The organism is Dryocola clanedunensis subsp. sulfonylureivorans (assembly GCF_016756775.1).
Classification (GTDB): domain Bacteria; phylum Pseudomonadota; class Gammaproteobacteria; order Enterobacterales; family Enterobacteriaceae; genus Dryocola; species Dryocola clanedunensis.
In genome coordinates this window covers 378,209-399,731 of sequence record NZ_JAERMU010000001.1, presented here as the reverse complement: position 1 = coordinate 399,731, position 21,523 = coordinate 378,209, and the positions used below count along the sequence as shown (strand labels likewise).

The following is a 21,523-nucleotide window of genomic DNA, read 5'->3' as shown; positions in this document are numbered from 1 at the left end:
AAAAGGCAGCAACCTGATGGGGTCAAATACCAAATGGTGAAAGTGATGCGCCTGCAATCTGGCTAACCATGCAGATGGAAATGTCGCAGCTTCAGCAGTTAGTTGGGGAAAGGGAGTAAATGGCAATTTCACACGATATAGGACTTTTTTTTCCATTTAAGGTTAATCGACCACTGACCAAAGAAGAAAAACAAAGTCGCTTTGTTCAGGGTAAACGTAGGAAATGTTACGGCGAGGCCGCGGTACTCGATTTGGATACTGTTATACGGATAAATTCATCTTACCTTGAAGTTGTGGATAAATTCTATCCTACAAAAGGGTATGTAGCATCATTTATGATGGCATTCTGTATATTGTTTCTTATCGCAATTATAGCCACTGCAAAAATTGCCATTTTTAATGATGGCAATGTTCCTATGTTTTTCTTCATTTTAATATTGTTTGGTTCGGCCATTTTCTGGCTGGGGCGATTTCTTCTGAAAGATTGGTTTCGAAGAACACATTACCCCGTAAGGTTTAACCGAAAGAAACAGCAGGTGCATGTCTATCAGGTTAGTGGTGAAGTTATAACCATTCCGTGGAAAGATATTTTTTTCACAACCAGCAAGCAGAAAGTGAGCTATTGCATCGTAGGTCATGTCCTTGCTGATGATAAAGAAATCGTACTGAATACGTTCAGCTTTGGTTATGTCGGACAACGGGAAGAGTTGTCTCTCTACTGGGAGTTTATTCGGTGTTATATGGAAGAGGACTGTCTGGCAGAAATGGCTGAAACCATTTTATATTGCCCTCCAGTGGAAAAACGCAAAGAGGGATATATCACCGGGTTACAAACGTTGATAAAAATGGATTCCCGACTGGAATGGATCCCCAATTTATTATTACTTCCGCTTTCATTGGTAGAGAGCATTGCCCGCTATATTGCCATGCAAACCAGCAAGATCCCCCAGTGGTCACCCGACGTTCTTGAAGCATGCGCTGTTGATTCTCATGACCCGATCAACGTTGGCGCTGAAAACAATTCCCCTCATCGCTGGCGCACCGTGCTGGCAAATGAATCGCGGGAAGTGTATGACGCCAAAAACCAGCGGCTGGAATCGGCAAACCAAAAGATCAAAGCCAAACTTGATGCTCGCTATGGAGAATAAAAATAAAAGGCAGCAACCTGATGGGGTCAAATACCAAATGGTGAAAGTGATGAGCCTGCAATCTGGCCAACGATGCAGATGGAAATGTCTCAGTTGCAGAAATTAGTCGGAGATAACTTATAAATGGCGATTTCACATACACTTGGATTATATATTCCATTTAAATTAAACAGGCATCTGACCAAAGAAGAAAAACAAAGTTGCTTTGTTCAAGGAAAACGCAGAAAAGGCTCAGGTGAGGCGGCAGTACTGGACCTGGATACAGTCATCCGAATGAATTCATCTTACCTGGAGATTGTTGACAAGTTTTATCCGGTCAAAGGCGTTATTGCTGGCCCGATGATGTGTATGGTTTTATTTATTTTAGGGTTGTTTGGTGGGCTGTTATGCGATGTGCTATATTCTCACGATTATAAAGGTGGTTATTGGGGTGTGGTTATTCTCTCTGCATCTTTAATTCCGACATGGTTTATTTTTTGTCGTCCTATATTGAAGGACTGGTTTAGCAAGACACACTACCCAGTTCGATTTAACCGAAAGAAAAAACTGGTGCATATTTACCAGGTAAAAGGAGGGGTGATTACTCTACCATGGAACGATATTTACTTCACCACCAGCAAACAGAAAGTAACTTATTGCATCGTTGGTCATGTTCTTGCGGAGGATAAAGAAACCGTGCTGAACACGTTTAGTTTTGGTCATGTGGGCAATAAAACAGATTTGTCCCGTTACTGGGAGTTCATCCGCTGCTATATGGAAGAAGACTGTCTGGCAGAAATGGCTGAAACCGTTTTATATTGCCCACCGGTAGAAAAGCACAGAGAGGGATATATCACCGGGTTACAAACTTTGATAAAAATGGATTCCCGACTGGAGTGGATCCCCAATTTATTATTACTTCCGCTTTCATTGGTAGAGAGCATTGCCCGCTATATAGGAATGCAGACCAGCAAAATCCCTCAGTGGCCACAGGAAGTTATTGATGCGTGTGCTGTAGAACCAAATGACCCGATTAATGTTGGTGCTGAAAACAACTCCCCTCATCGCTGGCGCACCGTGCTGGCAAATGAATCGCGGGAAGTATATGACGCCAAATACCAGCGGCTGGCATCGGCAAATCAAAAGATCAAAGCCAAACTTGATGCTCGCTATGGAGAATAAAAATAAAAGGCAGCAACCTGGTGGCGTCAAATACCCGATGGTGAAAGTGATGTGCCAGCAGTCTGGCCAACCATGCAGATGGAAATGTCCCAGCTACAGCAGTTAGTTGGAGGAGGGGAGTAAATGGCAATTTCACACGATATCGGGCTTTTCTTTCCATTTAAGGTTAATCGACCACTGACCAAAGAAGAAAAGCAGAGTCGCTTTGTTCAGGGTAAAAGAAGACGAATTTCTGGTGAGGCTACTGTACTAGACCTGGATACAGTTATACGGATAAATTCATCTTACCTTGAAGTTATGGATAAGTTTTACCCTACAAAAGGGTATGTAGCATCATTTATGATGGCTTTTTGTATTTTATTCATTATTTTCTTTTTTGCAATTGCAAAAACGACCATCTTTAATGGTGGTGATATCCCTTCGTTCTTTTTTGTTTTTTTTCTTTGTGGCGGAGTGGTGTTTTATTGTACGCGTTTTCTATTAAAGGACTGGTTTCAAAGAACACACTACCCGGTTCGTTTTAACCGAAAAAAACAACTGGTACATGTATACCAGGTGAAAGGTGAGATAATCACGCTACCGTGGAAAGATATTTTTTTCACCACCAGTAAACAGAAAGTGAGCTATTGCATCGTAGGTCATGTCCTTGCTGATGATAAAGAAACGGTAATAAATACATTCAGCTTTGGTTATGTCGGACAACGGGAAGAGTTGGCTCTCTACTGGGAGTTTATTCGCTGCTATATGGAAGAGGAGTGTCAGGAAGAACTGGCTGAGACTGTCTTATTTTGCCCGCCTGTTGAGAAGCAAAAAGAAGGCTATATCGCTGGATTGCAGAGACTGATGCAAATAGATTCGCGGGCAGACTGGCTGCTGCTTGTTCTGAATCTGCCTTTCGCGCTGATTGAAAGCATTGCCCGCTATATTGCCATGCAAACCAGCAAGATCCCCCAGTGGTCACCGGAAGTGCTTGAAGCATGCGCAGTTGATCCGCATGACCCGATCAACGTTGGCGCTGAAAACAACTCCCCTCATCGCTGGCGCACGGTTCTGGCAAATGAATCGCGGGAAGTGTATGACGCCAAAAACCAGCGGCTGGCATCGGCAAATCAAAAGATCAAAGCCAAACTTGATGCTCGCTATGGGGAATAAAAATAAAAGGCAGCAACCTGATGGCGTCAAATACCCGATGGTGAAAGTGATGTGCCAGCAGTCTGGCCAACCATGCAGATGGAAATGTCCCAGCTACAGCAGTTAGTCGGAGGAGGGGAGTAAATGGCAATTTCACACGATATCGGGCTTTTTTTTCCATTTAAGGTTAATCGACCACTGACCAAAGAAGAAAAGCAGAGTCGCTTTGTTCAGGGTAAAAGAAGACGAATTTCTGGTGAGGCTACTGTACTAGACCTGGATACAGTTATACGGATAAACTCATCTTATCTGGAAGTTGTGGATAAATTCTATCCTACAAAAGGGTATGTAGCGTCTTTTATGATGGCGTTTTGTATATTGTTTATTATCACAATTGTCGCTTTTGCAAAAATCGCCATTTTTGAAAATGGTAGTGTTCCATTTTTTTGTTTTGCCGCACTACTTTCGGGTGGCAGTATTTGTTTTTTTGGACGATTTCTATTGAAAGACTGGTTTAGAAAAACGCACTACCCTATGCGTTTTAACCGGAAAAAACAGCTGGTGCATATTTATCAGGTCAGCGGTGAGATCATTACTGTGCCCTGGAAAGACATATTTTTCACAACCAGCAAGCAGAAAATCAGTTACTGCATTGTTGGGCACCTTCTCTCCGAAGATAAAGAAACCGTGCTGAACACATTCAGTTTTGGATATGTAGGTCAAAGAGAAGAATTGGCTCTCTACTGGGAGTTTATTCGCTGCTATATGGAAGAGGAGTGTCAGGAAGAACTGGCTGAGACTGTCTTATTTTGCCCTCCTGTTGAGAAGCAAAAAGAAGGCTATATCGCTGGATTGCAGAGACTGATGCAAATAGATTCGCGGGCAGACTGGCTGCTGCTTGTTCTGAATCTTCCTTTCGCGCTGGTTGAAAGCATTGCCCGCTATATTGCCATGCAAACCAGCAAGATCCCTCAGTGGTCACCGGACGTTCTTGAAGCATGCGCTGTTGATCCGCACGACCCGGTCAACGTTGGCGCTGAAAACAATTCCCCTCATCGCTGGCGCACCGTGCTGGCAAATGAATCGCGGGAAGTGTATGAGGCCAAAAACCAGCGGCTGGCATCGGCAAACCAAAAGATCAAAGCCAAACTTGATGCGCGCTATGGAGGATAAAAAATGAAAGGTGTTATTCGTATTGGCGATAAAACAACGGGTGGCGGCAAGGTGCTGTCTGGCTCCTCTAAAATGAAGTTTAAAGGTATCGGTGCTGCGCGGTTAAACGATCCTGTCAGTTGCCCTATTGAGGGGCACAGCCCATCCTATATTTCGCAAGGCCATCCTACAATGAAAGACAGAGGAACCCCTGTTGCCTTTCATGACTATGAGTGTTCCTGTGGTTGTAAGCTCATATCATCCCTGAACAATACAACTACGAGTAAATAATGCCAGTCGATCTTTCTGCTATTCCTGATGTCGCAAGGAGAACCCGTCAGCCATCAGCAAAACGCTGGTTTGTGATTTTGCTGATATTCATGGTGTTCGGTGGCTTTCTTACCTCCTGGCTGTGGCCAACACATAATAATTCTGCACGGGGACCCCTTTTTTGGCATTGTTTTATTAGTGCACCACTGGCGATTTGGGTTGTGTTGTTTGGTCTTCGCTGGCTCGCATGGTTATCTACAGTGTGGCCGGCAAATGGATGGGATGATGAGCGTGAACAGGATATAGAGAATGAAATTCAGCGTGGGCAATGTTTTCTAATACTGGATTTCGCAAGTGTGCGTTTACCTCATGTTGTCACGTCAGGGGCACTGACGGAACAATTCCTGCTGCCCCAGGGGATAAAGTTGCCTTCTGTTGTCGATGCAGCAACACAATCTGTAAGTTATATCGCCCAGTTTAGGGACAACAGTCTGCCTGCTGCTGAACGTATTCAAAATCGGCTCCGGGAAATGCTGAGTGACCAGTTATTGTCGGTGAGATTAGCCAGTCGCCCAAACAATAAACCACTGCAAGTCATATTACAGATAGATTCAAATATTAACCTTTCCTCAGATGAATTGGCCGAAATTCGGAAGCGTATGGTTACGCTTTTACCTACGAAGAATATTCAGTTCTCCCCATACTTTGGATTGTCTGATATCGATAAGTGGCTGGATAATTCCGAAAGCATGGATTCGCTGCTTCTCCTCTCTGTCTGTATCCGAGCGGCGGTTTCTGATGGCGAGGGTGAGGCTGCTGTGGCATTGCTGCTCCATTCCGGAGCCAATGAAGGGTTCAATAGCAATATGGCAGTTCGTTTCCACCGACCTGAGCAATCAAAAGGTCCAGCATCATTATACTCGTCAGCCATGCAGGCTTTAGTCTGGGGAAAAACTGACGCTGCCGATATACAGTCCCTGTGGTTTTCTGGGATGGGAACTGAAAATAAAACGCAGTCATTATTATCAGAGAATAAGTTTCGCTTTCCTCGCGCAGAAGCCAGCGCACAGATTATCGATATTGATTTAAAAACAGGAAGAACCGGTGTTGTTTCCCCCTGGATTGCCGTTGCGCTTGCTGCCGGGCATTCATCTACATTGCCGTTTCCTCAGTTAATCATGAGCGCGTCAGATGAGGGAGAACCCTGGTGGGTAGTTATTCGTTCGGGTAAAGAGGGTTATTAAGTCAATTTGATGTCACACAGCATCAGATTCAAAAAGTAATGGGCATTATTGTGTTCAGTCGTTTCGTGTCGGGAGAAAAAAGTGAAACGTATAGAGCAGGGACTAAAGAACACAACATTTCAGTTGTGGTTAATCTTGTTTGTTTTTTTATTTTTGGGTAGTTCCGTCTGCCTGATGCTCAAGAATTATCCGGATCAGCTTGGTATTACCCCTGGTTCTGTTTTACAAACGGTCTTGTTTTTTAGTGCTCTGATACTGACCGCAGGGATGCTTCTTTTTATTTTACTTTTCTTTATTACAACTTATTTTTTTGGCAAAAAGACTTATCGCGGGGCGAAAGCTCAAATCTCGAATAACGTCTCTTCGAATCAGAAAACAATAAAAAATAATTCTCCTGCTTTTATTACTGTTCGGGATCTGAAAAAGTATTTACGTAAACGCTACTCCTTCTTCTGGCGCCGCAAAGTCCGCCTGCTGTTAGTGACCGGCGACGAAGCCGCAATTGAACAGCTGGTACCTGGCCTGCAGGAAAATCAGTGGCTTGAGGGCAGCCGCACGGTTCTGATTTACGGCGGCAGCCTGACGGCGGAGCTGGATAAGGAAAAGTACACTGCGCTACGCAAACTGCGCCGCGGACGTCCGCTGGACGGTATTGTCCGAGTCATTCCTGAGTCGCTTAACCTGACACCTCAAATCAGCGACCACGATCTACGCGGCCTGGAAAAAATCAGCGAACTGTTGCGTTATTCGGCGCCGGTCTGGCTGTGGAAACTGTGCGACAGCAGCTGGCCGCAGACGACGCGGCCTGAACAAGCGGTTGGCGCAAGCTTTCCCTTGCGCGCAAAAGAAGACGATATTCTCCGTCAGCTTGAGCTGATGCTGCCGGCCCTGCGGACGCAGGGGATGAGCCAGGTTGCTGAGAACAACAGCCATGACTTCTTGCTGCGTCTGGGCCAACATTTTAAAGACGGCGCTATCAACCGCTGGGCCCAGCAGCTGGTGCCATGGCTGTCCGTCTCCCAGCAGCGCATACCCCTGCGTGGCCTCATGTTCAGCCTGCCGGAGAGTAAATCAACGGGTACGACTGAAGATGTTGCGCCTTCTGCTCCCGCCGAGGCAGACACCTATGTTCCGAAATCTCAACGTCATGCGCTGACTCTGCCGGTGACCTGGCAGGGTATCGTTGATGACTGCGCTCGCGTACGTGGCCGCCGCGTCGGTATGGCCTGGGAGCAGACGCTGGCATGGGCGATAACGGCGGTGATTGGCATCTGGGGGGCGGGACTGCTGATCTCCTTTGGCCTGAACTATCAACAGATTTCCACGGTGGCACAGAAGGCGCATAACCTGGTGGAGCATCCCTCGGTCTCGGATTCCCAACTGACCGCGCTGCATGAGTTACGCAACGACGCCGGTCGTCTGCAGCACCGTGTCCTGGATGGTTCTCCGTGGTATCAGCGCTTTGGTCTGGATCACAATCAGCAGCTGCTGAGCGCCATGCTGCCCTGGTACGGCGTGGCGAATAATCGCCTGATTCGCGACCCGGCAAATAGCGCGTTGACCGATAAACTGACGGCGCTGGTCAACTCGGCTCCCAATAGCGACCAGCGCGCGCAGCTTGCAAAACCCGGATACGACCAGCTGAAAGCCTGGCTGATGATGGCCCGTCCGGATAAAGCCGATGGCGCATTTTACGCGCAGACTATGAAAGCCGTGCAGCCGACGCGTACGGGTATCTCAACCGGTCTGTGGCAGAGCCTGTCGCCAGATTTGTGGGCGTTCTATCTCTCTGAGTTGCCCCGCCAGCCGCAGTGGAAAATTACCCCGGCTTCGGCACTGGTTTCCCAAAGCCGCCAGGTATTGCTGCAGCAGATAGGCCGTCGCAACGCGGAAAGTACCCTGTACGAAAATATGCTCAAATCGATTCGCCGCAACTTTGCCGACGTCTCCCTCGAAGATATGACCAACGGCACGGATGCTCGCCGCTTGTTTAATACCGACGAAGTGGTGCCGGGGATGTTCACCCGCCAGGCGTGGGAAGGGGGCATTCAACAGGCCATTGAGAAAGCAGCGAACTCCCGCCGCGATGAAATCGACTGGGTGCTGAGCGACAGCAAGAAAGCTGTTTCTGCTGACCTGTCACCGGAAGCTTTACAGGCGCGGCTGACCCAGCGCTATTTCACTGATTTTGCAGGAAGCTGGCTCAGTTTTCTGAACAGCCTGCGGCTTAACCCCGCACACAATATTGCCGATGTCACCGACCAGCTGACGCTGATGAGCGACGTGCGCCAGTCTCCGATGATTGCGCTGATGAATACGCTGGCCTGGCAGGGGCAGACCGGGCAGAAAAATGAAGGGCTGTCGGACTCGATTATTAAGTCGGCAAAAGATCTTATCGGCAACAAAGACAAACCCGTTATCGATCAGAGTGCCGCAGGTCCGCAGGGGCCGCTGGATGAAACCTTCGGGCCGCTGCTTAACCTGATAGGGAAAAACAAAGCCGATAACGTGATGGCAGGCGATAACACTCTGAGCCTGCAAACGTACCTGACCCGCATTACCCGCGTTCGTCTGCGGTTGCAACAGGTTGCCAGCGCGTCCGACCCGCAGGAGATGATGCAGACGCTGGCGCAGACGGTATTTCAGGGGAAAAGCATCGATCTGACCGATACCCAGCAGTACGGCAGCCTGGTGGCGGCGAGCCTTGGTGAAGAGTGGAACGGCTTTGGCAACACCCTGTTCGTCCAGCCGCTAACTCAGGCCTGGGAAACGGTGCTGCAACCCTCTGCTGCCAGCCTGAACGATCGCTGGAGCCGTTCGCTGGCCGCTAACTGGCATACGGCCTTCGATGGCCGCTACCCGTTTGCCGCGAGCAAAAGCGATGCTTCCCTGCCAATGCTGGCGGAGTTTATCCGTAAAGATAGCGGACGTATCGACCGTTTCCTGACCACCGAACTGAGCGGCGTACTGCATAAAGAGGGTAGCCAGTGGGTGCCGGACAGCGCGCACAGCCAGGGGCTGACCTTTAATCCTGTATTCCTTAAGGCGGTCAACCAGCTTAGCCAGCTATCAGACATTCTGTTTACCGACGGCAGCCAGGGGATCAGTTTTGAGCTGCAGGCTCGTCCCGCCCCTCAGGTTGTGGAGACACAGCTCACCATTGACGGGCAGCAGCTGCGTTACTTCAACCAGATGGCGGACTGGCAGTCCTTCCGCTGGCCGGGGGATACGTACAAGCCGGGGACGATGCTGACCTGGACGTCGACCAGCGCCGGCGCCCGCTTGTTCGGGGACTTTACCGGCACCTGGGGCTTTATTCGCTGGCTTGAACATGGCAAACGCCAGCAGCTTGACCGCAGCCAGTGGATGATGAGCTTTAAGGCTCAGGATGGCCGAACCCTGCAATGGGTGCTGCGCTCACAGTTGGGTAAAGGGCCGCTGGCGCTATTGGCGCTGCGGGGGTTCAGCCTGCCGGAGCAGATTTTTAGCGTTGATGCCGCTGCGACGGCGCAGGCGCTGATGGCCAGTACGAGTAACAGTGACATGGAGGGAGTGGAATAATGGCGACGCTGCAAAATTTACTTCTCGCCAGCGCAGCCGACGAGTATGAGCTTGTTGAGCAGACCCGAGGGCAATGCGAACGCTGGGCGAGCTGGCTCGAGCCGCTGAGCGGTAATCTCCCGGCAGGTGAAGATCCCGGCTATGACGACGACTTCCAGCGGATACGTGAAGAGGTCAACAAACTGTCCGGAATTGATACCGGCCTGATTTGTGCCCTGAGCGAAAAGCTGCTGACCACGGTCAGCAAAGATCTTCGTGTGGTAACCTTTTACGTCTGGGCGCGATTGCATCAGGACGGGGAGAGCGGGTTTGCGGAAGGGCTGGAGCTGCTGGCCGGAATGCTACAGCGTTTCGGCGCGCAGCTTCATCCGCAGCGCGAGCGCAGCCGTCAGTCAGCGCTTGAATGGCTGGGCAGCAACCGTGTCCTCGACAGTCTCTCTCTGTACCCGGAAGTGGATGTCGCGGTGATGCGGCGCATTGTTGGCGCATTACTGCTGGCTGAGCAGGCAATGCAGGCGTTTGATGACTCATCACGTCCACAGCTTTCAGCCCTGTATCAGGCGCTGGAAAATCGGCTGATCCAAAGTGGCGGAGCGAAAAGTATGGTGCCGCAAACCAGCCGGGAAGAAAACGGCGTTGCCACGCCATCTGCACCTTGCGCTCCGGCGATGACGACCGTCACCTCAGGGCGCGATCTGCTTGACCAGACCAAAGTGCTGGCGAAATATCTGCGCGACCAACCCGGCGGCTGGCTTGCCGGCCACCACATGATGAAAAGCGTCCGCTGGGACACGCTCACTGAACTGCCGCCGCTGGACGCTTCCGGGCGAACTCGGCTGGTTGCGCCAAAGCCTGACCATCGCGCCCACCTGAAACGCCTGTATCTGCAACAGAGCTGGTCAGAGCTGCTGGAGCAGGCCGACAGTCTGCTGGCGCAGGGGGTAAACCACTTATGGCTGGATGTGCAGTGGTACACCTGGCAGGCGCTGGGCAAACTCGATAATGACGCTGTGCGGGGGGACATCATTTGCCGGGACCTGAAAGGTTTGCTGGCCCGTCTGCCGGGGCTGGAAGTCCTGGCCTTTAACGACGGTACGCCTTTTGCCGATGAAGTGACGCTGAACTGGATCAGCGAAAAGGTGCAGGACGATTTGAGCAGCTGGAAAGACGAGCCTGTCAGCGCAGCCGCTTCTTCCGGGGACGATATTCTCGCGCTGGAACCGGAAGTCCTGGCCCTTGCAGACAGTGACGGTATTGAAGCTGCGCTTAGCTGGCTGCAGATGCGGCCAGGCTTTACTTCTTCACGCAACCAGTGGCTGATGCGCCTGCTGATGGCGCGGGTAGCAGAGCAGTATGGCAAAAACGAGATGGCGTTACACCTGCTGAGCGAACTGGACCACCGCGCCAGCACATTGACGCTGCAACAGTGGACACCGGCGCTGTTGTTTGAAGTGAAGGCCCGCCGGCTGAAGCTATTACGATCGAAAGCAGGGCGCAACGAAGCGGATAAAGCCCGTCTGCAACCGGAAATGGATGGCCTGCTTTCTGGCCTGATAACGCTTGATCCTGCGCGTGCAGCGGTGTTGTGCGGCTAACTCCCCCCAGATAAAAAAGAATATAAAAAACTATGGATGACATAACCCTGCGTTATTACGACGCTGAAATGCGCTATCTGCTTGAAGCTGGAGAAGAGTTCGCCCGCGCCCATCCTGACCGGGCGGCGATGCTCAACCTCGACAAGGCCGGCGCGCGCGACCCGTATGTTGAGCGCCTGTTTGAAGGCTTTGCCTTCCTGATGGGCCGCCTGCGCGAAAAGTTAGACGACGATCTGCCGGAGCTGACCGAGGGGCTGGTCAGCCTGCTATGGCCGCACTATCTGCGCACCATTCCCTCTATGTCGGTCGTGGAGTTCTCTCCGGACTGGCGAGAGATGAAAGAGCAGATGCGTATCGCCAAAGGGTTTGAGGTGCTTTCCCGTCCCATCGGCGAGAAGGGCACGCGCTGTCGCTACACAACGACCCAGCAGATTAACCTGCAACCGCTGTCGCTGGATAAAGCGACCCTGACCACGGATTCAGAGGGTCGCTCTGTGGTAAGCATGCGTTTCAATTGCAGTAAGCTTGCCGACTGGAGCCGGGTTGACCTTAGCCGCATTTCGCTCTACTTCAACGCCGATGCGCCGTTGGCCTGCGCCATGCACGAAGCCTTCACTATGAATGTCGCGCGCATGTGGCTGCGCCTGCCGGGTGATGTTGACCGTCGCCCGCTGGACGGCCATTTTACCGCGCTGGGCTTTGGCGATGATGACGGTTTGTGGCCAAAAGGCACCAGCAGCTTCAGCGGTTACCAGCTGCTGCTGGAGTATTTCACTTTTCGTGAGAAGTTTATGTTCACCGGTCTACGAGGGCTTGAGCGCGTTGATTTTCCAGCCGAACTGGCGTGGTTTGAAATCGAGGTGGTCCTGGCTGAACGCTGGGAGCATGACTTCAGCTTTACAGAGAAGCATTTGCGCCTGAACTGTGTGCCGGTTATCAATCTTTTCCCGCTGGAATCCGACCCGCTGACGCTTAACTCCCTGCAGACGGAATACATGCTGCGCCCGATGCGCGTGCAGGACGGGCATACCGAGATCTACGCTGTCGATTCTGTCATGTCCTCCAGCCAGCATACCTACGTGCCGTTTTCCAGCTTCCGCCATAAAGGCGGCATGATGCGCCATGAAGCGCCGGAGTATTACTATCATACCCGCGTACGCCGTGGGCCATCAGGATTGCATAACACCTGGCTTATCCTGGGGGGGGAAGCGTTCGATAACCACACCGTGCCGGAAAACGAGAGCCTGTCACTGACCCTGACCGGCACGAACGGGCAGCTACCGCGCAGGGCGCTGCAAAGCACCGTCCTCGATACGGTGATGAAAACCACTTCGGCAAGCATTGCGGTGCGTAACCTGTGTGCGCCAACGCTTCCCTGTTATCCACCCGATAAAGATCGCTTCCACTGGCGAGTGTTGAGCCACCTCGGCAGCGGTTTTCTCTCCATGATGGATAACGCCGAAGTGCTGCGGGGCACTCTGGCGCTGTATGACTGGACGCACAGCGAAATGAATCGTCGTCGGCTGGAAGCCATCATCGAGGTAAAGCACAGTGAAACCGAGCGCTTCGAAGAGGGTTACCTGGTGCGGGGTGTACAGATTGAAGTGGCGCTGGACAGCCACGGCTTTGCCGGGAAAGGGGATATCTGCCTGTTCGGTGAAATGCTGAGCCGCTTTTTCGCACTGTACACCGATATTTACCTGTTTAACCGCCTGATTATCACCCTGCAACCAACCGGAGAGCGTCTGGAATGGGAAGAGAAACACAACCGCCGCATTCCCGGCTGACCCCGAGGCTGGAAGCCGAGCTGAACCGGATTAACTTCTATCGTTTCTGCCAGCTGCTGGAGAAACGTCAGCCGGGGAAGCCTTTACTGGGTACGACCAGCAGCCCGGCAGACGATCCGGTGCGCTTCTGTCCTTATCCGGGGATGGGCTTTCCAGCCAGTGAGCTGAAAGCTGTCGAATACGACGATGAGGATGAGCGCAAGCCGCCGGTGGTGCGTACGACCTTTATGGGGATGTATGGTGTCGATTCGCCACTGCCGACAGCCTATCTCGATGATATTACTCAGCGCAGGGAGGGGCATGAGGCGCTGCAGGGATTTCTTGATATCTTCAGTCACCGAATCCTGACGCAGTTCTATCGTATCTGGCGTAAATACTCGTATCCGGCCGCTTTCGAAGCGGGTGGCACGGATGCTATCTCTCAGTCGCTACTCGGGCTGGTGGGGCTGGGCATCCCCGGTACGGCGAATCATATTGCCACACCAGTCTCCCGCTTTCTGGCGCTGCTGGGGGTTTTACGCCAGCCGGGAAAAACTCAAGAAGGGATGCAGGCTCTGGTGAGCCTGTTGGCACCAGAAACCACGGTCAACGTCAGCCCTTACTGTCTTCGTCCCATCGAGATTAACCAGCCGCTGGGCTTTTACGGCGAGGATGATTTTGTTCTGGATGGCAACACCCCGCTGGGCGACGAAGCGATGGATGCCAGCAGCCAGCTGCTGATAGCGCTTGCGACCGACAACGAGCGGGAAGCGCAGGGCTGGAAACCGGATGGTCTGCTTTATCAGGATTTTCTGGTGATGCTGCGCGTCTATCTTGGATGGCGTTTTAAGGCAAAAATTACCCTGACCGTTGGCACCAGGATGTTGTCCGTGCCCCCTCTCGGGGATGCCCCTTTCTGGCTGGGAATGAACGGCGTTCTGGGGGTGGAAGAGGGCGAAGTTTCACAGGATGTGCCAGACACCTTTACGACCGAACTGGGTTATTACAGCGGCCTGCAGCCCGCAACACAACAAAAAGGAAATCGACGTGTTACGTACAAGTTTGACTAAGTCTTCACGCTGGCTGCTGCCGCTTCTGGCATTAAGCCTCAGCGGTTGCGGCCTGACGCAGAGCGTCACGGACGGCACGAAATCGGCCATAACTTCGGTCTTTTATAAGAAAATTAAGGTATTACATCTCGATTTCACGGCTCGCGAAGCCCTAAATACAGATGCCAGAGAAAACAACTCTCTTTCCGAACCCGTGGTCGTACGCGTCTACCAGCTGAAAGACCGTAAAACCTTCGACAAAACGGTGTATCAGCAGTTGCTCAAAGACGACGAGGCGATTCTGAAAGATGATTTGCTGGCTAGCCGCGATGTGATCATCAAACCGGGCGGGGATGCCACGCTTGATATGCCGATGGACGCGGACGCGCAGTTTGTCGCCGTGGTGGGGCTTTTCCGCCATCCAGACATGGCGAAAAATGACTGGAAGCAGGTGCTCGAGCGTGAAGAGCTGGACCCGGATGCTGCCCGGATTTTTGAAGCCGGACACAACCATCTGACGCTGCTGCCCGTTAAGGACGACTGATGCCCCAGGAACACAACACGCCTTCGCTTTATGAAATGCTGGCGGGCAACTTCACCGGCGGTCTCGATCTTCACCAGGTCAGCGAGCAGAACCAGGTGATCCTCTCGGTGCTGGATAATATGCAGCGCATCCTCAACTGCCGTGCCGGGACGCTGGCGCACCTGCCGGATTACGGTTTGCCGGATATGACTAAAATCCTCCAGGGGTTGCCCGGCACCGCCCATCAGCTGATGGGCACGCTATCCGATGTGCTGCTGAAGTATGAGCCACGGCTGAAAAGCATCCGCGTCGTGATGCTGGATCAAACTCTCCCTGGCGAGCTGCGTTACGCCATTGATGCCGAACTAAAAGGTATTGGCCTGGTGCGCTACGGTACGGACTTTATGCCGGAAGGGCGCGTGCTTATCCGCCACCTCAAACAGCAGCATTTCCTCGATACTCAGACCCGTTTGTAGGGTGCTCCACTTTTAAGCGATAACTCACAGGGACAGCATGTCTGCAAAAGAGAAATTTCTCCAAAAACTTAAGGCTCAACGGCCGCGCAGCGGTGAATATAAAAACAGAGGCCTGGCCGATATTGCCGAATTCCGTCAGCGGATGGGGCTCCTGCATGCAGAGATGGAAAGCTGGCTGAGGGAGACCGGGATCGGTATTGCCAGTGTTCCCGTGTTCTTGACCGAATTACTGGTGGGGGCGGAGGCGTTTAGCGTGCCGGGTATCATGCTCCGTTTTGACAAGCGGATGATGAAATTCACGCCCGTTTTTTTGTACGGGCAGGGCGTGACGGGCTGCGTGGAAGTTACCGTTTGTATCGACGGAAACGCCACTCCACTCTGTCGTCTGTTTATGCGCTCCAGCAATGATGTTAACTGGACCTGGAAGCCAGCTGGCACGGTAACAAGCGACAGCCAGTTTTTTGACGAAGATGCCTTTTTTACCCTGCTTGAATATCTGTTGCCCTCAGCCACCTTTTAACCTTTATCAGGGAAGTCACCATGCACGATCCGCAACCCCGCCCGGTACGAACCGGCAGCGATCCCCGTTCGTTACCTGATTTTGCCGCACTGCGAGAAGAAATGAGCAAGCTGACCCATCCGGCGCGTCCGGACGTGGACTGGGGGCAGGTGGAAACGCTCTCGCTGGCGCTGTTTGAACACAACGGTGTTGAATTACAAACGGCGGCCTGGTATACCCTGGCCCGCAGCCACCTGGCTCGCGTTAACGGCATGAACGAAGGGCTGTCCGTGCTTGTGGCGCTGCCTGGACACCAGTGGACGCAGCTGTGGCCGCAGCCCACTCATGCCCGGGTGGAGATCATAAACGGTCTGCTTCAGCGGCTGCAAAAAACCTTCCGTACATTCAGCCTGGACCATAACGATCTGCCTGCTTTACTGAGTGCAGAAAAATTGCTGACCACGCTGGATGACATTTTCTCCCGCCAGGCTCTGAAGCATGCCTGTCAGACCGTCGTGTTATCACAGCAGGTGCATAATGCATTAATAAGACTGGAAAACAGTACATCTTCGGATGCGCAGACGCCCGCGGTAGCGTTGCCTGCCCAGGCGCTGAAGAGTGAGGCGGAAGCTGCATCATCCGGCAGTCGTCTGGTGTACGTCATCCGCCCTGAGCCGGAGGTGAATGTTGACGTAGTGCATGAAATGCCGCCGTCGCCAAAGCGCTGGCCGACATTTTTGGCAGGAGCCTGTACCGCCCTGGTCGTTGGGGCTGTTACGTTATGGGGCTGGCACTATCTCCATCGCGTTGATGATGCCTCGAGAGCATTAACCGCTTCGGTGACGGCTCTGCCGCAGGCCCTGAACCACGAGCAGCTTCATACGCTCCAGCAGGCGCAGGGGCACAAACCTGACCCGGCGACGTGGCTAAAACGCACGTCCACGCAGCTTGATGCGCTGGCACGGCTATCCCCTGACTGGACGCTGCGATACGGCAACGCCCTGCTGGGCCAGGCGCAGGCGCTGTGGCCCGAAAGCAAGGAGGTCGCGGCTATGCGCCAGCAGTGGCAGCAGCAGCTGGCGGTCAACGCTCTTCCGGCGAATGCGCTGAACGGCTGGCACAACGGCATGACGCAGCTGCAGTCGCTGTCGGACAAGCTGGATGCGCTGGACGGGCAGAAGGGCAAGTACATCACCGTCAGCGAACTGAAATCGATGGTCTTCGGGATGATCACCAGCTTCCGCCAGACGGTTCCATTTGAGGAGCAATTGCGTATGCTGGATGATTCTCCTGCCGCCAGCGCCAGCCTTCAGGCACAGTCTGAAAGCCATCTGCAACAGCTCATCAATGCGTGGTCCACGTTGAGCGCCAGGGCAGAAGAAAACAGCAGTCACAAGAGCCGATATCCACAATCAGAATCAGCCGGATAATATCCATGTCATAACGAACAATGCAGGAGAGCGAGAGGATGACAGTCATAAAGCAGAAACTTACGTTTGCGAATCAGGACGGAATTACGCTCAGCGGGCTACTGGAATCACCGGAGAACCCGACGGGGTATGCCCTTTTCGCCCACTGTTTCACCTGCGGAAAGGGGCTGACATCAGCATCGCAGATTAGCCGTGCTCTGGTGGAGCAGGGCATTGCGGTCCTCCGTTTTGATTTCACGGGTTTAGGCGGTAGCGACGGGGATTTCGCTAACAGCAACTTTTCATCGAATGTCGCGGATCTGCTCGCGGCGGCAGATTATCTGTCGACAAATTACCAGCCGCCGGCGCTGCTGGTGGGTCATAGCCTGGGAGGAACAGCCGTACTGGTTGCGGCGCTACGGCTGGACTACGTTAAGTGTGTTGCCACCATCGGCGCCCCTGCCGAACCTGCGCACGTGCTCAAACAGCTTGGTGGCAAGCTTGATGATATCCGTGGGCAAGGCGTTGCCACGGTGCAGCTGGCGGGAAGGCCCTTTACCATCAAAAAACAGTTTCTGGATGATGTGGAACAATTCCAGCTCCAGGGCCAGCTACGATCCCTGAATAAGGCGCTGCTTATCCTGCACTCACCGCGGGACACCACGGTCTCTGTTGATCAGGCCGAACGGCTGTATACCAGCGCTCGCCACCCAAAAAGTTTCATTTCGCTGGACGATGCCGATCACCTGCTGAGCAGCAAGCAGGATGCGCGCTACGCCGCAAACTGCATTGCCTCCTGGGCGGAACGTTATATGCCAGCGATTGTCGCGGATGTTTTGCCGTCTGAGGAGCCGGCAAAAGGGGAGGTCATTGTCACCATGCGGGAGGGGGATTTCCTCTGCGACGTGCGCTCCGTCGGGCACCAGTGGCTATCCGATGAGCCGTTGAGCGTAGGCGGACTGAATAAAGGTCCCACCCCCTACGATCAGCTTCTGGCCGCGCTCGGAACCTGTACTTCAATGACGCTTCGAATGTACGCGCGACGAAAGAAGCTGAGGCTGAGCCGTCTGGTGGTCAGGCTGACGCACTCCCGTGAACATCTTGAAGATTGTGAAGATTGCCTGGACGGTAAAAATCTGGCCGACCGCATTCATCGTGAGATCTTAATTGAAGGCGAGCTTTCGCCTGAAGAGACAGAGCGGCTCGAGCAGATTGCCGAGCTTTGTCCGGTGCATAAAACGCTTCTCAACCACATCGATATCACCACCCATCTGACAAAAGGCTAATCATTCTCTGCTGATGAGCCTCCCGCTCAGTTCAGTTTGTCGCAGGCCTTAACGGTGACGAACTGAACTGCTTTTTATTCTCCCGCTGTTCCGCTGCCTCTTTTCCCTCATTTAATGCTCCTGTTAACCCTCTTTGATTTCATTATTTTTGCTTGAAACGTTTCAGGTTTGGTTATTGCTTTGCCTTTTTCTGTGGCTATTCAGTCACCGCCGCGAGCGACGACGTTTGAATGATGTGTTTTTGCTGACGTTATATCGGTGATTATTATGAATAGACAATTTAATAAACTAGCATGAAGGAATTATATGCTTGCTGTGGGCTGATGTTGACGAACTATCAGAGTAATAAATCGCAAACTCCGCATTCGAAGGAAGAAGTTTCTCTGTTTTTGTAAACGGTATATCTGGCTAAAAATAGCGAGGTTGTTATCTTATCCTGCCGGGTATAGCTTAAAACCGTGTCATACCCAGGTCTTATCTAAAGCGATAACAGCGACTTTTGTCATATTATGGCTTTTCTATTCCTGAGGATTCAAAAAATAAAATTAAGGAGAACAAATGAAGAAGAATATTGTGGCAATGGGTTTAGTTATTGCATCTTCCTTTACTGCTGGTTTCAGCCAGGCGGAAACGGCAGGCGCAAATACCGGTAGTCAACTTCCCGCGGGCGTTAAGTCAGAGGTATTGAATACGCTTAAGGTCGCTGATATCCATCTGCCAACGGGTAATAAACCGTTAACCTGTCGGGCGCTACGTTTCCGTACTGTGGATGTCCAGCCAGGCTCACATATCGATCTCCACAGCCATGAAAACAGGCCTGCGATGCTGGGGGTGACCCGCGGAAGCGCTATTGTTTATCCTTATCAACATGAGCCTGTGACGCTTCATATCGGCGATTCTTATAAAGAGTACGCGAATTTGCACTATGCCATTAACGGCTCTGCGACCGACATGCTGACCATGACGACCTTCGATTTGCTGGATGATGGTTCATCCTGCAATGGCGTCACCTACCCGCAGCACACGCCGCTGCTGGCTAAGCTTAAAGCAGAGCAGGCTAAATATTATGTGGATGCGCCGAAAAAAGGCGGTATGGAAAAAAGTAATCCCGTTTATTCCCACAATGTTTATGACATTCACTTACCGAAACAGGGCGCTGAATTGATTGACCGAATGATGCGGGTAAGAAAAGTTTCCCTGGAAAAGGGCGTCGCGCTACCGAAACAAGATTTTAGCAATCGCCCCACTTATCTTTTAGTTCTTGATGGCTCACTTGATGTGGTGACCCCCGATCATAAAGATGCAGCACCTGTGGAAAAGTTGGGCACCGCAGATCTTGTGAATGCGAATGAAGTGACTATCAGGAATCATTCTGCAACGACTCCCGCTACCTATTTAGTCTTTGAATTATGGGATCCAAAAGACGCTGAGGCTATTTAAATACCCTTGAACCATGACTGATAATGGAAGATAAAATGCAAAATATTAATCAACGCTGGATCAGAAAAAGCCCTTACTCCGTCAGAGAAACCGCCGACCGTTTACTGGCAAAATTAGCCGAGTTTCCAGAAGTCATGATTGTCGCTGACGTCGATCAGCAGAAGGTTGCGGCACTCTCCAATAAGAAGGTGGATGAGGCTGTCTGCCTGCTATTTCAAAACACGAAGCTTGTCGGTAACTTACTGGCAAGCAATATCGAGGTAGGCTTCGATCTGCCGATTAAAGCCTTTATCTGGAAAGCCAAAGACGGGCAGGTCTGGATACGCTGTAATGATATTGACCAAATGGATGATTTCTATACCTTAAATGGTGGGAACGGAGCGATAGAGGCAATCTACAGCCTGTTGCCTGGCTGGTTGGATCACACGGTCAGCTAACTGCCGGACAGGGTTTATTTGCATAAACCCTGTCTCAATGGAGCAGGGGATCTACTTTAGCAGGTTCGCTATTCTCTCAAGCTCCGGTTTTACCGTGCTATAGAAATGGCGGAATCCCGGGCAGAGATAATTCAATCCTTCCTCGCCGTCAGGCGTACGCACAATGCGATTCTTCGGACATTCCCCCCAGCAAAGATTCAGATGCGGACAGGTTTTGCAGTAGGCTGGCAGGGTCTCTTTCTTCCCCATGCCAAACACTTTTTGCCTTTCGGAAAACACCATGTGCGCCAGTTTATGGGCTTTAATATTGCCGAGTTTGTATTCCGGATAGACATAGTGGTCGCAGGAATAAACATCGCCATTCTTCTCAATGGCCAGCGCTTTGCCGCAGAACGGCGCGGTGATACAGAGCTGAGAAGGAAGGCCCATCGTTTGCACGACGGCGGTTTCGAACAGGTTCACCTGCACGCGTCCCAGGTCATGGGTGACCCACTCGTCAAAGGCTTCCGCTAAAAAGTGGCCCCAGTCATCAGGATCTACGGACCAGTCGGTGACGATGGAATCCAGGTCTCCGGGTTTTGCCCGGCGTGATCCGGTAATCGGAATGGTATCTTCACGCCAGAACTGCGGAGCGGTGGTCTTGAAATCCGTGGCTTCAACGCAGGGGGTAAACTGGATGTAAGTTGCACCCAGTTCACGGGTCAGAAACCGGTATACCTCGCGGGGAAAACGAGCGTTGACCCGATTGACTACGGCCAGGGCATTAAAAGGAACCTGATGACGCTTCAGGGCATCAATACCGGCTATCACTTTATCAAATGTTGGTTTGCCGCTGCGGGTGACGCGAAATCGGTCATGGATTTCACGTGGGCCATCAATAGAGACGCCCACCAGGAAACGGTGCTTTTTAAGAAACGCAGCCCATTTGTCGTTAATCAGCACGCCGTTAGTTTGCAGATCGTTTTCAATACGTTGATGTTTTGGCTGATATTTTTTTTGCAGAGCAACAACTTTTTCAAAAAACTCCAGACCCATCAGCGTCGGCTCGCCGCCTTGCCAGGAGAAGATTATCTCTTCGCCATCCTGACTCTGGATGTACTGACGAATAAAGTTTTCCAGCACTTCATCGCTCATCCCCTTGTCATGGGGTTGATGCAGTAATTGTTCTTTATGCAGGTAAAAGCAGTAGTTGCAGTCAAGGTTGCAGGTGGAGCCGCTGGGTTTTGCCATGACATGATAGCGACGTTTATACGCCGGCAGAAATTTGCCCTGATTCTCGAGCGGGGTCAGCGGAATGGTGGTGCTTTTTTTCATAGACCTGGCCTTGTGTGGCTTGTGCAGTACGGTTTCAGTCATTGCCCGGAGTCGCCTCCGGG

The 21,523-nt window shown here is 51.9% G+C and carries 18 protein-coding genes; 17 read left to right on the top strand and 1 reads right to left on the bottom strand.

Going from position 1 to position 21,523, the window contains the following annotated elements:
- The first annotated feature begins 119 nt into the window (after positions 1 to 119).
- The 17 genes from HYQ67_RS01835 (at position 120) to HYQ67_RS01755 (ending at position 20,147) form a co-directional block, all read left to right on the top strand.
- Entirely contained in the window at positions 120 to 1,148 is a 1,029-nt protein-coding gene (locus tag HYQ67_RS01835) for a DUF6708 domain-containing protein (protein WP_202301031.1), read from the top strand.
- A gap of 123 nt (positions 1,149 to 1,271) precedes the next feature.
- A complete protein-coding gene (locus HYQ67_RS01830) occupies positions 1,272 to 2,309 on the top strand; it encodes a DUF6708 domain-containing protein (RefSeq protein WP_202301029.1) in 1,038 nt (345 codons plus the stop codon).
- Between the two features lie 123 nt (positions 2,310 to 2,432).
- Positions 2,433 to 3,461: a DUF6708 domain-containing protein gene (locus HYQ67_RS01825; RefSeq protein WP_202301027.1), complete on the top strand. Its 1,029-nt coding sequence runs from the start codon at positions 2,433 to 2,435 to the stop codon at positions 3,459 to 3,461.
- Positions 3,462 to 3,584: 123 nt separating this feature from the next.
- The gene (locus HYQ67_RS01820) at positions 3,585 to 4,613 is read left to right on the top strand and encodes a DUF6708 domain-containing protein (RefSeq protein ID WP_202301025.1); all 1,029 of its coding nucleotides are present in this window, start codon (positions 3,585 to 3,587) and stop codon (positions 4,611 to 4,613) included.
- A 3-nt stretch (positions 4,614 to 4,616) separates the two neighbouring features.
- Complete coding sequence (locus HYQ67_RS01815) at positions 4,617 to 4,883, top strand: PAAR domain-containing protein (RefSeq protein WP_202301023.1); 267 nt, start codon at positions 4,617 to 4,619, stop codon at positions 4,881 to 4,883.
- Positions 4,883 to 6,106, top strand: a complete 1,224-nt coding sequence (locus tag HYQ67_RS01810) for a hypothetical protein (protein ID WP_202301021.1) — start codon at positions 4,883 to 4,885, stop codon at positions 6,104 to 6,106. Before HYQ67_RS01815 ends, HYQ67_RS01810 begins: the two co-directional genes overlap by 1 nt.
- 81 nt (positions 6,107 to 6,187) lie before the next feature.
- On the top strand, positions 6,188 to 9,667 hold the full coding sequence (locus tag HYQ67_RS01805) for an ImcF-related family protein (RefSeq protein WP_431355425.1): 3,480 nt from the start codon (positions 6,188 to 6,190) through the stop codon (positions 9,665 to 9,667).
- Positions 9,667 to 11,262, top strand: a complete 1,596-nt coding sequence (gene tssA / locus HYQ67_RS01800; RefSeq protein ID WP_202301017.1) for a type VI secretion system protein TssA — start codon at positions 9,667 to 9,669, stop codon at positions 11,260 to 11,262. Before HYQ67_RS01805 ends, tssA begins: the two co-directional genes overlap by 1 nt.
- A gap of 32 nt (positions 11,263 to 11,294) precedes the next feature.
- A complete protein-coding gene (tssF, locus tag HYQ67_RS01795) occupies positions 11,295 to 13,049 on the top strand; it encodes a type VI secretion system baseplate subunit TssF (RefSeq protein ID WP_202301015.1) in 1,755 nt (584 codons plus the stop codon).
- On the top strand, positions 13,013 to 14,098 hold the full coding sequence (tssG, locus tag HYQ67_RS01790; RefSeq protein WP_202301013.1) for a type VI secretion system baseplate subunit TssG: 1,086 nt from the start codon (positions 13,013 to 13,015) through the stop codon (positions 14,096 to 14,098). Before tssF ends, tssG begins: the two co-directional genes overlap by 37 nt.
- Positions 14,076 to 14,621, top strand: coding sequence for a type VI secretion system lipoprotein TssJ (tssJ, locus tag HYQ67_RS01785; protein ID WP_202301012.1), 546 nt, complete (start codon positions 14,076 to 14,078; stop codon positions 14,619 to 14,621). Before tssG ends, tssJ begins: the two co-directional genes overlap by 23 nt.
- Positions 14,621 to 15,076, top strand: a complete 456-nt coding sequence (gene tssE / locus HYQ67_RS01780) for a type VI secretion system baseplate subunit TssE (RefSeq protein WP_202301011.1) — start codon at positions 14,621 to 14,623, stop codon at positions 15,074 to 15,076. Before tssJ ends, tssE begins: the two co-directional genes overlap by 1 nt.
- A gap of 37 nt (positions 15,077 to 15,113) precedes the next feature.
- On the top strand, positions 15,114 to 15,596 hold the full coding sequence (locus HYQ67_RS01775) for a hypothetical protein (RefSeq protein ID WP_202301010.1): 483 nt from the start codon (positions 15,114 to 15,116) through the stop codon (positions 15,594 to 15,596).
- 20 nt (positions 15,597 to 15,616) lie between these two features.
- On the top strand, positions 15,617 to 17,005 hold the full coding sequence (locus HYQ67_RS01770) for a VasL domain-containing protein (RefSeq protein ID WP_202301009.1): 1,389 nt from the start codon (positions 15,617 to 15,619) through the stop codon (positions 17,003 to 17,005).
- A 38-nt stretch (positions 17,006 to 17,043) separates the two neighbouring features.
- Positions 17,044 to 18,270, top strand: coding sequence for a bifunctional alpha/beta hydrolase/OsmC family protein (locus HYQ67_RS01765; RefSeq protein ID WP_202301008.1), 1,227 nt, complete (start codon positions 17,044 to 17,046; stop codon positions 18,268 to 18,270).
- Between the two features lie 558 nt (positions 18,271 to 18,828).
- Complete coding sequence (locus HYQ67_RS01760) at positions 18,829 to 19,710, top strand: hypothetical protein (RefSeq protein ID WP_202301007.1); 882 nt, start codon at positions 18,829 to 18,831, stop codon at positions 19,708 to 19,710.
- Positions 19,711 to 19,745: 35 nt separating this feature from the next.
- Positions 19,746 to 20,147, top strand: a complete 402-nt coding sequence (locus tag HYQ67_RS01755) for a DUF302 domain-containing protein (protein WP_202301006.1) — start codon at positions 19,746 to 19,748, stop codon at positions 20,145 to 20,147.
- Between the two features lie 51 nt (positions 20,148 to 20,198).
- Here HYQ67_RS01755 and HYQ67_RS01750 read toward each other — a convergent pair whose 3' ends face one another.
- Positions 20,199 to 21,461, bottom strand: a complete 1,263-nt coding sequence (locus HYQ67_RS01750; protein WP_202301005.1) for an anaerobic sulfatase maturase — start codon at positions 21,459 to 21,461, stop codon at positions 20,199 to 20,201.
- Positions 21,462 to 21,523: the final 62 nt, after the last annotated feature.